The sequence below is a fragment of the Streptomyces sp. P1-3 genome (assembly GCF_050613155.1).
In the GTDB taxonomy this organism is placed as follows: Bacteria; Actinomycetota; Actinomycetes; order Streptomycetales; family Streptomycetaceae; genus Streptomyces.
This window is the reverse complement of the sequence record NZ_CP192512.1, coordinates 4673822-4687704: the sequence shown is the minus strand read 5'-3', so window position 1 is coordinate 4687704 and position 13883 is coordinate 4673822. Positions and strand designations below refer to the sequence as shown.

The following is a 13883-nucleotide window of genomic DNA, read 5'->3' as shown; positions in this document are numbered from 1 at the left end:
TCAACTTCCTTCTGGGGTGAACGTTACGGGGAGCGTGCGCAGCCCTCGCATAATGAGTCCGCCGCGCCAGCGCAAATCGGACGGATCGCCGTCGAGCGCCAGGTCGGGGAGGCGGCTCAACAGGGTGGCGAGAGCGGTCCGCGCCTCCAGCCGGGCCAGCGGCGCGCCGAGGCAGTAGTGGATGCCGTGGCCGTAGCCGAGGTGCTGGTTGTCGGCGCGCGCCAGGTCCAGGACGTCGGGCCGTTCGAAGCGCTCGGGGTCGCGGTCGGCGGCGGCCAGGACGACCAGGACGGGGTCGCCTTCGGCGATGCGCTGCCCGCCGAGGACCAGCGGCTCGGTGGCGAACCGCCAAGTGGCGATCTCCACGGGGCCGTCGTAGCGGAGCAGCTCCTCGACCGCGGTGGCGAGCAGGGCCTCGTCGCCGTCGGCCAGCGCGGCCTGGAAGCGCTTCCGCTGCTCCGGGTGGCGCAGCAGGGCGTAGGTGCCGTTGCCGATGAGGTTGACCGTGGTCTCGAAGCCGGCGAACAGCAGGATGAAGGCCATGGCCGCGGCCTCGTTCTCGGTGAGGTGCTCGCCGTGGTCGCTGGCCCGGATGAGCCCGGAGATCAGGTCGTCGGCCCCGTCCTCGCGCAGCGACTCCCGCTTGCGGTGGATCAGTTCGGCCAGATACGTCCGCATCTTCTTCACGGACCGGGCGACGCCGCCGCGCGGCCCCCCGCCGTGGCGGATCATCATGCCCGCCCAGTCGCGGAAGTCGTCCTGGTCCTCGGGTGGTACGCCCAGCATGTCGCAGATCGCGTAGATGGGCAGCGGGAAGGCGAACTCGTGGATGAGGTCGGCCTCGCCGCGCGCCGCGAAGCCGTCGATGAGCCGGTCGGTCAGGTCCTGGACCCGCGGGGCGAACTCCGCCACGCGGCGCGGTGTGAACGCCTTCGACACCAGCCGCCGCAGCCGGGTGTGGTCCGGCGGATCGATGTTGAGCAGATGGGTCATGAGGCCCGCGCTGCGCTCCCCCGGGATGCCGACCTTCCCCTTGCCGTGGGCGTTCTCGCTGTGGTGAACGGGGTTCTTCGACAGCCGGGAGTCGGCGAGCGCCTGCCGCGCGTCGGCGTACCGCGTCACCAGCCAGGCCTCGACTCCGCTGGGCAGAGCGGTCCGGTGCACGGGGGCGTGGTCGCGCAGCCAGGCGTACGCCGGGTAGGGGTCGGTGGCGAACTCCCAGGTGAACAGGGGCGGCGGAGCGGGCACGGGGGAAAGCTGGTCAGGCACGTCGCGACCGTATCGCGCGGCCGTGCGCGGCGGATCGGGGCCGGCCGCGAGGGGCCCGGCGGTCGCGGCGGTCGCGGTCTGCCGCAAGGGACCCGGCGGCTATCAGGGACTCGGCGGTCACGGGCATCCGGCACCGCCGACCGGCCCGCACCGTTGGCCGCCCCGCACCACCGGCGGACCCGCGCCGCTTCCCGTCGCACCGCGCCGCACCGGGCCGTCCCACATCGCCGCCGTTTCTCGCCGCACCAGGCCGCACCGGGCCGTCCCACATCGCCGGCCGGCCCTCAGCGGCGGCCGGTCGTCGCGACACCCAGCCGTCGCGGCCGGGCCGTCAGCCGGTGCCCCACGAGCCGCTGCGTCCCGATGTCCACTTCGGCGGCGGCTCGTCGGTGTCCGACGGCTGGCTGCCGAAGTTGCCGAACTCGTACGGCATGTGCCGCACACCGTCGTGCGGGACCTCCATCGGCTTGCGGCGCTGCGTCTTCACGTCCGTCGGATGCGAGTCCTGATGCCCGGGCCCGTGATCCGGCGACGTCAGCCGACCGCTCTCGTACTCCTGCTCCGTCTCCCAGGCGCCGGCGCGCGGCTGAGGCTCCTGAGAGGGCGGGAGCTCCTTGTTCTTGACCCTGATGCCCAGCCACACGGCCAGGATGAGGCCGATGACGATGCCTATCCCCGCGACGAGCGGGCCGATGCCGACCAGGTGGTCTCGGGCCGCGAGCGGAACAGTGCTGTATGTGCCCATATGTTCTTCATACCCCTATTAGCGCCCTTGCGCGAGAGTGCGCCGGGTACGGGCCGGGGATGGGCGGGCCGGAGGTGGACCGGGGGTAGGCCGGGGCAGACCGGGGACGGGGACGGGCGTAGACCGGGACGAGCTGGGGGCAGACCGGGGACGGGACGGGCGCAGACCGGGACGGGCCGGGGGCAGACCGGGGACGGGACGGGCGCAGACCGGCGGCGAGCCGGGGGCAGACCGGGGACGGGACGGGCGCAGACCGGCGGCGAGCCGGGGACAGACCGGGGACGGGACGGGCGCAGACCGGCGGCGAGCCGGGGACAGACCGGGGACGGGACGGGCGCAGACCGGCGGCGAGCCGGGGACAGACCGGCGGCGAGCCGGGAGCAGACCGGCGCTGAGCCGGGGGGGCAGACCAGCGCTGAGCCGGGGGGGGCAGACCGGCGCTGAGCCGGGGGGGGGCAGACCGGCGCTGAGCCGGGAGCGCGTCCCCCGGGCCTGCGGGGGACGCGGCCCCCCGGGCCGTCGGCGGGAGCCGCGGGGTCAGACCGCGGCGTCCCCGGCCCGCGCGGCGCCGTCCCCGGCCCGCGCGGCAGCGTCCCCCGCCCGCGCGGCACCCTCCGCCGCGCCCTCCGCGGCGCGGATCGCGTCCCGGTAGGCGCGGGCCGCCGCCCGCAGCGCCGTCTCCGGCTCGACCCCCTCCGCCTCGGCGCGCAGCGCCAGGGCCAGCAGTTCGTAGCCCGGCCCCTGACCGGCGGGGACCGGCACCTCCAGTCCGGCGGTACGGGCCCGGGAGGCGAGCTTGGCGGTGAGCGCGAGGGCGGGCTGCCCCAGCGGCACCCCGTCGGTGACCGAGGTGCGCTGCTTCTCGATCGCCTTGGTGCGCAGCCAGTGCGCCTTGACCTCGTCGGCGGTCTCGGCGGTCTCCTCGCCGAAGACATGCGGATGGCGGTGGATGAGCTTGTCCACGATGCCGCCCGCCACGTCGTCGATGGAGAACGGCTCGTCCGGGTCGTCCTGGGCGATCCGGGCGTGGAAGACGACCTGGAGCAGCACGTCGCCGAGCTCCTCGCGCAGGGCCTCGCGGTCGCCCGCCTCTATGGCCTCGACGAGTTCGTACGCCTCCTCGATGCCGTACTTCACCAGCTCGGCGTTGGTGCGCTCGCCGCTCCACGGGCACTCGGCGCGGATCTGGTCCATGACCTGAACGAGGTCGAGCAGCCGCGCGCCGGGCAGGTCGTAGGAGCCGGGCAGCAGTTCCAGGTCGGGCATCTGCTCGCGGCCGGAGCCGGCCATCCGGGCCAGGCCGTCGGTGAGCGCGGACTCGCCCTCCGCGGAGGAGATCACCACGGCCGTGCGGCCGCCGTCGGCGCAGAAGTCCACCAGCTCGCGGGCGGCGGGTTCGGCCCGCTCGACCTCGATGCCCGCCTCCCGCAGATACGGCAGTTGGGGGTGGTCGAGGTCGGCGCACAGGACGCGGTCGGCGGCGCGCAGCGCCTGCCAGGCGGGCCAGGACAGCAGGCCGGGCGCGACGCGGTGACTGGTGGTGAGCAGGACCAGGCGGCCGGGGCCGCTGAGGCGGGGAACGTTCACGCTTCGAACGTAGCGCAGCGCCGCCCCCGACCCGACCCGCGCGCCCTCGCCCCGCGGCCCCGGAGCGGAGCGGAAACCCACCGATTCGCATATGCGAATGTGCCGCGCGACCCCTACTACTGACGCGTAACCCTTCCATTGTGATGTGACGTGTGAAATTTTACGTCTGACACACCGAACACGTGTCCATGTCAACACCCCCATCTCGTTCTCACCCCCCACGGGAGAGCAACAACACGGGAGAGCAACCATGCGATTGCCTTCGGCACGCAAAAAAGCGAGGTCGCTCGCGGCCCTCGCGCTGGCGCTCGGCGTCAGCGGCGGTCTGATCGCCGTCCAGGGGCACGCCGCCCCACCCGAGGCCTCCGGCCGACCCGGCACCCCCATATCCGCCGGGCCGTCCACCGCCGGACCGGGCCCCCAGGCCCAGCTGGGCGCCGTCCCGGACGCCGGTGGCCACGGGCACGACCACGGGCACGTGGACGGGCGGGCGCCGAAGCCCGCCGACCGCGCCCCGCTGACCGTCTCCAACGACGCCCAGCGGGTGGACTACAACCTGCGCGACAAGCCCACCCCGCGCAAGCGCCCCTCCATGCGACAGCAGCGGTCGGCACGCGCCGCCGCCGAGTGCAACGTCAGCGACTTCACCTCGAACACCGGTGACGCGCTGGTCGAGAAGATCAAGGGCGCGACGACCGAGTGCATCAACACCCTGTTCAGCCTGACCGGCTCCGACGCCCGCGGCGCCTTCCGCGAGGAGCAGATGGTCACGGTCGCCGACGCCCTGCGCGCCGGCTCCGCCTCCTATCCCGGCAACAGCTCCACGGGGATGCCGCAGATCGTGCTGTTCCTGCGCGCCGGGTACTACGCCCAGTACGGCCACCCCGACGACGTCGGCGAGTACGGCCCCGAGCTGCGCACGGCCATCCAGGGCGGACTTGACGCCTTCTTCGCCGCGGAGCACTCGAACGACGTCACCGACGCCAACGGCGAGACGCTGGCCGAGGCCGTCACCCTGATCGACAGCGCGTCGGAGAACGCCCGCTATCTGTCGATCGTCAAGCGGATGCTGACCGGCTACGACAGCAGCTACAACGACCTCTACTGGATGGTCACCGCGGTCAACAACGCCTACAGCGTGCTCTTCCGCGGCCACCAGATGCCGGAGTTCGTGACCGCGGTGGAGGGTGACCCGTCCGTCCTCACCACGCTGTCCGACTTCGCCCTCAACCACCTCGACCTGCTCGGCGGCAAGCAGAGCTACCTCGCCTCCAACGCCGGGCGTGAGCTGGCCCGGTTCCTGCGCCACGACTCCCTGCGCGAGAAGGTCCGGCCCATGGCCAAGGAGCTGCTCGGCAAGAGCAGCATCACCGGGCGCACCGCCCCGCTGTGGGTCGGCATCGCCGAGATGACCGAGGAGTACGACAAGGACAACTGCGCCGACTACGGCACCTGCGACCTCAAGGAACGGCTGATCAAGGAGGTCCTGCCGGTCCAGCACGACTGCGGCGACGGCATCACCGTCCGGGCGCAGGAGATCACCGGCCCTCAGCTGGACGAGGCCTGCGGCAGCCTCAAGAACCAGAACGCGTTCTTCCACGACATCGCCCGCGACAACGGTCCGGTGGAAGGCGACCTCAACGACACCATCGAGGTGACCGCCTTCGACTCCAGCACCGACTACAAGACGTACGCCGGGATCATCTACGGCATCGACACCAACAACGGCGGCATGTACCTGGAGGGCGACCCGTCCGCCGAGGACAACCAGCCCCGGTTCATCGCCTACGAGGCGGAGTGGCTGAAGCCGGAGTTCGCGATCTGGAACCTCAACCACGAGTACACCCACTACCTCGACGGCCGGTTCGACATGTACGGCGACTTCGAGGCGGGTGTCACCACGCCCACCGTGTGGTGGATCGAGGGCTTCGCCGAGTACGTGTCGTACTCCTACCGCAAGGAGTCCTACGAGAAGGCCATCACGGAGGCCGGCAAGCACACCTACAAGCTCAGCGAGCTGTGGAACACCACCTACGAGAACTCCAACACCACGCGGACCTACCAGTGGGGCTACCTCGCGGTGCGCTTCATGATGGAGAAGCACCGCTCCGAGGTGGACACCGTGCTCGGCTCCTACCGCACGGGTGACTGGGACGGCGCCCGGAGGTATCTGACCGAGTCCATCGGCGACCGCTACGACAGCGAGTTCGACAGCTGGCTGACCGAATGCGCGGAGGGCGCCTGCAAGGCCGCCTGATCCGACGAGGGGCGCCGGGCCTGTGGCCCGGCGCCCCTGACGTTTGTGACCTTTCCTACGCCTCCGTGGCGGCGTGCAGCCACGGCTCCCGGGCGAGCCTGGCCGTGCCCTGCGTGTCGTCCCACGAGCCGTACCGCGGGTTGACGTCGATGCGCAGCGCCTTCGAGGTGGCCGCGAAGGTCGCGTTGACCTTCCGCGGGCCGAGCTTGCGCAGGAGCTTGTCCCGGGTCAGATCCATCCGGACCTGGTCGTCGATCTGGCCGGGCGCGATGCCCTGCTGGAGGTACAGGGCGCGCACCCGGGCCGCCCCGCCCTCGTGCTCCGCGGCGTCCTTGAGGGCCTTCTGCACCTCGCGCCGCGTGACATGGACGCCGTTGTCCGCGCCCGCGCGCTCGATCACCCGGTACTGGATCATCCGGATCAGCGTGTCCTTGCTCAGCCGCCCCGAGTTGGCCACGAGCTGGTCGGCCTGCGGGGAGTCGCGCTGCGCGTCCCGTACCACCCGCACCTGGGCCTGGAGCTGTGCGACGGAGATCCGCTCGCCGTCCACGACCGCCGCGGCACCGGGGTGTGCGTCACTGCCGCAGGCGGTGAGCAGGGGGGTCGCGAGGAGCAGCGCGGAAGCGGCGGAGACGGAGAGTGCGGTGCGGCTTCGGAACATTCGTTGGCCTCCCGGCAGAGATCGTGCGGCGGTGCACGGACCTGGCGTTGATCGATGGTAGGGAGTCGGCGGCCGGGTAGCCACCGCTTCGACAAACGATTCGCCAGGGCTCGGGTAGCGCGCGGTCAGCCGACCGGCAGCCCGGTGTCCGGGCAGCCGTTCAGCACCCGCGCCATCGCGGCCTGCTCCGCCGGCGTCACCCACACCCCGTACTTCCGCTTCACCGCCACCTGGTGCGCGACGTAGCCGCAGCGGTACGCCCGGTTCGGCGGCAGCCACGTCGCGGCGTCGCCGTCGCCCTTGCGCCGGTTGGCCGAGGCGTCGACGGCGACCAGGTTCAGCGGGTCGTTGGCGAACGCCACCCGCTTGTCCCGGTCCCACTTCGCCGCGCCCTTCTGCCACGCGTCGGACAGCGCGACCACATGGTCGATGTCCACCTTGCTGCGGCCGCGTATGAAGGTGACGTCGCGCCCGGTGTACGGGTCGTTCCGCAGCGTGCCCGACGCCACCAGGCAGTCGCCGTCGCGGAACCGCACCCCGTCCAGGTCCCGCCTGAGGATGTCGTCGCGCGTACCGCAGCCGTTGCGGTCGGTGTCCACCCAGGAGCTGCCGAACTCCCGCCGGTCGTAGCCGGTGCGCGGCGCCCGGCCCTTGACGGTGAGCGCGGCGACCGCGTCCAGCGCCGGGCCGCCCGCCCGCGTCTCGCGGCCGGCGCCCGGGCTCCCGCCGCCGTCCTCGCCGCCACCGTCCCCGCCCGGGGCGCAGCCGCCCACCGCGAGCAGCGCGCCGAGCGCCGGCGCGACGAGCCACCCCTTCAACCGCCCCTGCAACCGTCCGCCCTCTTTCCCGTATCTTTTCGCACTGACGCCCACACGATATGGATTTCGAGGACCTTTGCATGGACATGGCTGCCGCAGCACCGTCCGGCACGTCGGCCCCGGACGCCGCGGCGGCGCCGAGGTCCTCCCGGTTGCGTGACCGGGCGGCGGCGCTGCGCCGGCCCGGGGCGGACCCGTACCTGCTGGCCGCCGTGCTCTTCGTCGCGTACGCCGCGCTGTCGGTGTCCCGGCACCGCCGCATGGAGGCCATGTCCTGGGACCTGGGCATCTTCGAACAGGCGATACGCGCCTACTCGCGCTTCCAGGCCCCGATAGCCGACCTCAAGGGACCCGGCGCGAACATACTCGGCGACCACTTCAGCCCCGTCACGGCGCTGCTCGGCCCGCTCTACCGGATCTTCCCCGGGCCCGTCACCCTGCTCGTCGCCCAAGCCGCGCTGTTCGCCGTCTCCGCCGTCCCCGTCACCCGGGTCGCCGCCCACCTCCTCGGCCGCGGCCGGGGCCTGCTGATCGGCATCGCGTACGGACTGTCCTGGGGCGTCCAGCGCGCCGTCGACTTCGACTTCCACGAGATCTGCTTCGCCGTCCCGCTGCTGGCGTTCGCCCTCGAAGCGGTCATACGGGAACGCTGGTACGCGGCGATGCTGTGGGCCGCCCCGCTGGTCTTCGTCAAGGAGGACATGGGCGTCACGGTGGCCGCCGTCGGCGCCGCCGTCCTGATCCGCACCTGGCGGCGGCGCGAGAGCCGGGTGCCGCTCGCCGCCATCGGGCTGATCGCCTTCGGGCTGATCGCCTCGGCGGTGGCGCTCGGCGTGGTCATCCCCGGCTTCAACGGCGACGGCGACTACGCCTACTGGCAGAAGGTCGACGGCGGTGACTCCGACGGCACCATCCCGTTCGACACCGCGCTGCGCACCCTGGCCTGGATCCTGCTGCCCACCACCGGACTGCTGGCGCTGCGCTCGCCGCTGCTGCTGGCCGCCGTGCCGACCATCGGCTGGCGCTTCGTCTCGCACGAGGAGTTCTACTGGGGCACCGACTGGCACTACAACGCCGTGCTGATGCCCGTCGTCTTCCTCGCCCTCGTCGACGCCCTGCACCGCTCCCGGGACAGCCGCCGCGCCTGGCTGCGCTCCTACAGCGGCCAGCTGCCGACCGCGGTCGCCGCGGCCGCCCTCGCGCTGACCAGCTCGCTCCCGCTGTACTCGCTGACGGAGCCGGACACGTACCGCAAGCCCGCCCGCGTCGCCGCCGCCGAACGGCTGCTGGCGAGGATCCCCGACGGGGCGACGGTCGAGGCGAACGTGGGGCCGATAAGCCGGCTCACCAGCCGCACCCGGGTGTTCTGGGTCGGCGACACCCGGGGGATCGCGCCGCGCTACATCGCGTTGCAGGAAGACGGCCCGCGGACCGCGCGCCACATGCTCGACTACGCGCGCCAGCTGCACCCCGACGCGGAGTACCGCTTCGTCGGCACCGCCGGGAACCTGTACGTCCTCGAACTGACCAGGGACTGAGCGGCGGACGCGGGGTCGTGCGGGGGCCCGCCCGACGGGACGGGCCCCCGCACGGGCCTACTTGGTGAGGTAGGCGCGGAGGATCGACTGGCTCACGGTGTTGCCCTGCTTGTCCGTGGCCTTGGCCTTGAACGAGACGCTCTTGCCCGCAGCCGGGTTCTTCACCGTCACCTTGCCGCCGGTGACGGTCAGCTTCTTCCAGTGCGCGCCGTCGTCGTAGCTGACGTGGACGGTCAGCGACTTCAGGTTGCCGCCGGCCGCCGCGCCCCGCACGGCGACCGGGACGTCGAACGTCGCGCCCGCCTTGGCCGTGCTGTCCGCGGCCAGCCGCGGGGTGAAGCGGACCACCGAGGCGGGCAGCCTCGTCCTGTCGGCGACCCGCTTGGAGGAGAAGGTCCAGGCGGCGGTGGTCTCGGTGGACACCTTGGCGATCTTGGCACTGCGGGTGACCGCCGTGGTGAGCTTGTAGTCGGCGCGGCCCGCGGGCACCTTGAACACGGCGCCCCCGGTCAGCGGGTCGTCGCTGGTGCCGACCTTCTCACCGCCGCGGTACAGCGTGGTGACCGCCTTGTCGTAGCCGGACCAGCCGTCGTTGCCCTGGCCGTCGGCGAAGAGCGGCAGCTCGCCGCTGATCTCGTCGCCCTCGCGGAACAGGCCCCTGTCCGGGCCGAGCCCGGGCCCGAAGACGCCGACGTTGAACTGCCGGACGTACGCGCTGCCGGGCCGGTACGCCTGCTCCCTGACCTCGTAGGCGGCCTCGACCTCGCCGTTGGCGGCGACCTGGTCGAAGGCGAACCTCCACTTCACGCCCCGGCCGTTGACGAAGACCGTGCCGGTGCGCGGCAGCTTGCGCTCGAAGGAGACGGCCACACCGCCGGTGTCGCTGCCGGTCTCCGGGAACGCCGCCAGATAGCCGGACTTGCCGGGTGCCGGCGCGCCCAGCTTCACGGTGACCTCGGCCAGCTCGGTGTCCTTCACATGCCGGACGAAGCCGGTGGCCAGCCTGGTCACCTTGCCGCCGTACGCCACGTGGTACTCGGGCCCGTCACCGCGCTTGAAGCTGTTCGCCACCTGCTGGGTGAGCTCGCCGGGGGCGGACTCCGGTCCGAGGTGGGCGGTGCGGAAGTTCTTGTACGAGTCCAGCCACCACCCGTACCCGGTGGCGTTGCCGCCGGTGAGGACGGTCATGTCGATGGGGGCGAACTCCGAGGTGGCCCGGTTGTCGGGCACGGTGATGTCGACCGGCTTGGCGGTGCGCGCGTCGATCGTCACCGTCGTGTTCCGGGTGATGTCGAGCTTGGGCTGGTTGATCCAGTCCGCGCCCTTGAACTCCTCGCCGCCGGAGACCAGCACGGAGCTGCTGAGGATGTAACGCCCCTTGGGGGCCCGGACCTTCGCCGCGCCGGTGGTCTGGTCGAAGCTCTGGTACCGGCCCTCGGCGAGGCCGCTGAGCCCCTGGAGGTCGCTCTGGAAGAACTTCGCGGGCCTGCCGTCACGCCCCAGGTGCCTGAGAGTCAGGTCGTAGGACTCGACCTCCCGCTCCACCGCCGCGGCCGTGCGGACGGCCTGCCCGCCGCCGGTGGCCGTGACGTACGCGCTGTACGCGCCGTCCAGGGTGCCGCCGAGGCGGGTGTCGGTGGTGACGGACGTGGTCGCGGTGCCGTTCGCCGGGACCGTGAGCCGCTTGTCCTTCAGCGTGAAGAAGCCCCCGGGTGCGGGCTTGCCGTCCGGCCCGGTGGCGGCGACGGCCAGGTCCAGGGTGACCGGCTTGTCCCCGAGGTTGCGGTAAGTCAGCTCCTTGGCCAGCGGCTTGTCGTCGGCGTGCGGCCAGGCCTGCGTGCCGAAGGAGAGCGAGACCTGGTCGGCGACGACCGACTGCTTGATCGCCTGGCGCAGGTCGATCCGGCCCGAGCCCTGCTGGAAGGCGCTGTAGCCCTTGCCGGGGGTGGTCGAACCGGTCAGCGCGGCCTTGATCCGGTCGCCGGACCAGTCGGGGTGCTGCTGGGCGAGGATGGCGGCGCTGCCCGCGGTGTGCGGGGCGGCCATGGAGGTGCCGGAGATGGCCACATAGCCGTCGGCGACCGGGGTGCCCTCCTCCGCGATGAGGCTGCCGGGCGCGGCCGCGGCGCCGATGTCCACGCCGGGCGCGGTCACATCGGGCTTGATCGCGCCGTCGCCGACCCGCGGGCCGGTGCTGGAGAAGCCGGCGAGCTTGTCCTTCTTGTCGACGGCGCCGACGGTGAGCGCGGCCTGCGCGCTGCCGGGTGAGCCGATCGTGCCCGCTCCGGGGCCCTCGTTGCCCGCCGAGATGACGAACAGCGTGCCGGTCCGGGCCGAGAGCTTGTTGACCGCGGCCTCCAGCGGGTCCTCGCCGGGGGTGTCGGTGCCGCCGAGGCTGAGGTTGACGACGTCCGCCTTCTCGGCCGCCGCCCACTCCATGCCCGCGAGGATGCCGGAGTCGCCGCCGGAGCCGCCGTCGTCCAGGACCTTGCCGTCGAGGATCTTCGCGCCGGGGGCGACGCCCTTGTACTTGCCGCCGGACTTCGCCCCCGTACCGGCGGCGATGGACGCGACGTGGGTTCCGTGGCCGACGCGGTCCTTGGAGTCGGTCGCGTCGGAGAAGTTCTTCTCGGCGATCTCCTGGCCGGCGAGGTCCGGGTGGGTCTGGTCGACGCCGGTGTCAAGGACGGCGATTTTGACGCCCTTGCCGTCGTACCCGGCCTTCCATGCCTCGGGCGCCCCGATCTGCGGCACGCTCTTGTCCAGATCGGCCTTGCGGATGCCATCCAGCCACACGGCGGCGATGCCGGACGCGGCCGTGCGGAACGGGCCGCCACCACCCGCCGGCCCGTCGGTGAGCGCGTCCCAGACGGCGCCGGCGTCCTGGCGCGGGGTGCTCACGGCGTCGGCGTTCAGCGTACGGAAGGTGCGGCGCACCTCGGTGTCCCCGGCGGCGCGCACCGCGGACCTGGCGGCGGGGTCGTCGCCCCGGTACGTGACGATCAGCCGCAGCCCGTCGCGCTGCCGCTCGAGGTAGTCGGGCCTGCTGAGCGTGGTGAGGTCGAACAGCCGCTGGTCGAGGCGGCCTTGGCTGATGAGCCGCTGGGCGTCGAGGGGCACCGCGTAGGTGTGCCCGTCGGCCTTCCGGATCTGGATGGGGATGTCTTCGCGCCCCTCGGCCCGCTTCAGGGCGGTGGGGCGGCCTGCGGTGTCGACCGCGATCCGGTCGCCGGTCAGGAGGGTGACCCACTGTGTGTCGGCGCTCCGCATGCCGTCGCCGACCGGGGCGCCGCCACGGTCCTGGGCCGCTGCCGGCGCGGCGGTCAGACCTGCCGTCATCGCTGTGGCCGCGGCCGCGGCTACGGTGGCGACCCATAACGCCTGTGCTTTTTTACGCAACTTCCCCCCAAGTGAGGACAGTTCACGAAAGGGGCTGTCATCAGCCCCTGCATACCGAGTATGCAGGGGGTGGTACTGACGTTCAACGGGGCGTCTGGAGTGGCAGGTTGGGGGCGGGGAAGACACGCGCCGGGCGGCGGTCGGCTGCCTGTTCGCTGCCGACCGCCGCCCGGCGGTGAGGGGTGCGGAGTGTGCTGGGGTCTGCTCCGCGCGGGGTCAGGAGCCGGTCGCGCTCCCCGCGACCCACTCGTTCCAGCTCATGTTCCAGCCGTTGAGGCCGTTGTCGGGCTTGATGGTCGTGTCGTCGGAGTTCTTGACCACGACCACGTCACCGATCTGCGTGTTGTTGAAGAACCAGGCACCGTCCTGGTTCGGGTCGCCCGCGCCCTTGGCGTCGTTCAGCCCCACGCAGCCGTGGCTGGTGTTGACCGATCCGAAGATCGAGTCGGCACCCCAGTAGTTGCCGTGGATGAAGGTGCCCGACGTGGACAGCCGCATGGCGTGCGGCACGTCCTTGATGTCGTACTCGCCCTTGCCGTCCTTGCCGGTGAAGCCGACGGTCGAGCCGTCCATCCGGGTCTCCTTGAACTTCTCGGAGATCACCATCTGGCCGTTGTAGGTCGGGTTCGCCGCGCTGCCCGCGGAGATCGGGATGGTCTTGACGGTCTTGCCGTCGCGCACGACCGTCATGGTCTTGGCCGCGACGTCGACCGTGCTGACCTGCGAGTGTCCTATCTTGAAGGTGACCGTCTTCTCCTGGACGCCCGTGACGCCGTTGGACGCCTCGACGCCGTCCAGGTCCAGCTTCATGGTGACGGTGGAGCCGGCCTTCCAGTACTCCTGCGGCCGGAAGTCCAGGCGCGTCGGGCTGAACCAGTGGCCGACGACCTGCTGGTTGCTGCTGGAGCTGACGGTGATGTGCGACTGCACGTCCTTCTTGTTGGTCACCGCCTTGTCGAAGTTGATCGACACCGGCATGCCGACGCCGACCGTGGCGCCGTCCTCCGGCGTGAAGTTGCCGATGAAGCTGTTGGTCGGGGAGACCGTGGTGAAGGACGAGTTCTCGGTGGCCTTGCGGCCCTCGGCGTCCTTCGCGACAGCGGTGATCTTGTACTGGGTGGAGCGCTCCAGCTGACCGGCCGGCTTCCAGCTGGTGCCGTCGGCGGACATGGTGCCGTTGACGACCGCGCCGGTGGCGGCGGCCGTCATGGTGACGCTGGTGAGCTTGCCGCCACTGACGGTGACCTTGGCGTCGCTGTTGATCCCGGCGTTGGTGGCGCCGTTCTTCGGCGTGATCCTTATTCGGGCGTCCGAGGCGTCCTTGGCCGCCGCCTCGTCGACCTGGGACGACTTGTCCTTGCCGGTGGCGTTGCCGCCGTCGCCGCCCTTGTCGTCCCCGCCGCACGCGCCGAGGGTCAGTACGCCGCCGAGCAGGGCGGCCACGGCCACCATGCCCTTGCGGCGCTTACCGTCCGTCATCACTGGTCTCTCCATCGCTGCTGGACCCCAAAAACCCCGAACCGGCGCACTCTTCGTACAAGCACTCCGGCCGTCCATGAAGAACGCCCCCACATGCCGGGCGGTTCCCAGATCAGTAAAACTGTGGGCG

General features: G+C 71.8%; 9 protein-coding genes. 2 read left to right on the top strand and 7 right to left on the bottom strand.

Annotation, left to right across the window (positions count from 1 at the left end; translation table 11 throughout):
* From ACQUSR_RS20345 to ACQUSR_RS20335, 3 genes are all read right to left on the bottom strand, one after another.
* On the bottom strand, positions 1–1269 hold the full coding sequence (locus tag ACQUSR_RS20345; protein ID WP_431044009.1) for a cytochrome P450 family protein: 1269 nt from the start codon (positions 1267–1269) through the stop codon (positions 1–3).
* 331 nt (positions 1270–1600) lie between these two features.
* A complete protein-coding gene (locus ACQUSR_RS20340) occupies positions 1601–2014 on the bottom strand; it encodes a DUF6479 family protein (protein WP_431044008.1) in 414 nt (137 codons plus the stop codon).
* Between the two features lie 537 nt (positions 2015–2551).
* The gene (locus ACQUSR_RS20335) at positions 2552–3601 is read right to left on the bottom strand and encodes a nucleoside triphosphate pyrophosphohydrolase (protein WP_431044007.1); all 1050 of its coding nucleotides are present in this window, start codon (positions 3599–3601) and stop codon (positions 2552–2554) included.
* A 250-nt stretch (positions 3602–3851) separates the two neighbouring features.
* Between ACQUSR_RS20335 and ACQUSR_RS20330 the strand changes: the two genes are divergently transcribed.
* Positions 3852–5858 (top strand): collagenase, encoded by a 2007-nt coding sequence (locus ACQUSR_RS20330; protein WP_431044006.1) that lies wholly within the window; start codon positions 3852–3854, stop codon positions 5856–5858.
* 55 nt (positions 5859–5913) lie between these two features.
* On the opposite strand, the gene ACQUSR_RS20325 is transcribed toward ACQUSR_RS20330, so the two are convergent.
* Positions 5914–6519 carry a SurA N-terminal domain-containing protein gene (locus ACQUSR_RS20325; protein WP_431044005.1) on the bottom strand — a complete coding sequence of 202 codons (606 nt, stop codon included), beginning with the start codon at positions 6517–6519 and terminating at the stop codon, positions 5914–5916.
* A 125-nt stretch (positions 6520–6644) separates the two neighbouring features.
* The gene (locus ACQUSR_RS20320; protein ID WP_431044004.1) at positions 6645–7349 is read right to left on the bottom strand and encodes an HNH endonuclease family protein; all 705 of its coding nucleotides are present in this window, start codon (positions 7347–7349) and stop codon (positions 6645–6647) included.
* A gap of 68 nt (positions 7350–7417) precedes the next feature.
* Here ACQUSR_RS20320 and ACQUSR_RS20315 point away from each other — a divergent pair, with 68 nt between their 5' ends.
* Complete coding sequence (locus tag ACQUSR_RS20315) at positions 7418–8875, top strand: DUF2079 domain-containing protein (RefSeq protein ID WP_431044003.1); 1458 nt, start codon at positions 7418–7420, stop codon at positions 8873–8875.
* Positions 8876–8932: 57 nt separating this feature from the next.
* Here ACQUSR_RS20315 and ACQUSR_RS20310 read toward each other — a convergent pair whose 3' ends face one another.
* Entirely contained in the window at positions 8933–12214 is a 3282-nt protein-coding gene (locus tag ACQUSR_RS20310) for a S8 family serine peptidase (RefSeq protein ID WP_431044002.1), read from the bottom strand.
* A gap of 276 nt (positions 12215–12490) precedes the next feature.
* A complete protein-coding gene (locus tag ACQUSR_RS20305) occupies positions 12491–13768 on the bottom strand; it encodes a L,D-transpeptidase (protein WP_431044001.1) in 1278 nt (425 codons plus the stop codon).
* Between the last annotated feature and the right edge of the window lie 115 nt (positions 13769–13883).

What these genes read in the sequence shown, in the direction of transcription:
- ACQUSR_RS20340 (WP_431044008.1), bottom strand. Translation starts at nt 2,014, where the DNA reads ATGGGCACATACAGCACTGTTCCGCTCGCGGCCCGAGACCACCTGGTC.
- ACQUSR_RS20330 (WP_431044006.1), top strand. Translation starts at nt 3,852, where the DNA reads ATGCGATTGCCTTCGGCACGCAAAAAAGCGAGGTCGCTCGCGGCCCTC.
- ACQUSR_RS20310 (WP_431044002.1), bottom strand. Translation starts at nt 12,214, where the DNA reads ATGACGGCAGGTCTGACCGCCGCGCCGGCAGCGGCCCAGGACCGTGGC.
- ACQUSR_RS20315 (WP_431044003.1), top strand. Translation starts at nt 7,418, where the DNA reads ATGGACATGGCTGCCGCAGCACCGTCCGGCACGTCGGCCCCGGACGCC.
- ACQUSR_RS20305 (WP_431044001.1), bottom strand. Translation starts at nt 13,768, where the DNA reads ATGGAGAGACCAGTGATGACGGACGGTAAGCGCCGCAAGGGCATGGTG.
- ACQUSR_RS20325 (WP_431044005.1), bottom strand. Translation starts at nt 6,519, where the DNA reads ATGTTCCGAAGCCGCACCGCACTCTCCGTCTCCGCCGCTTCCGCGCTG.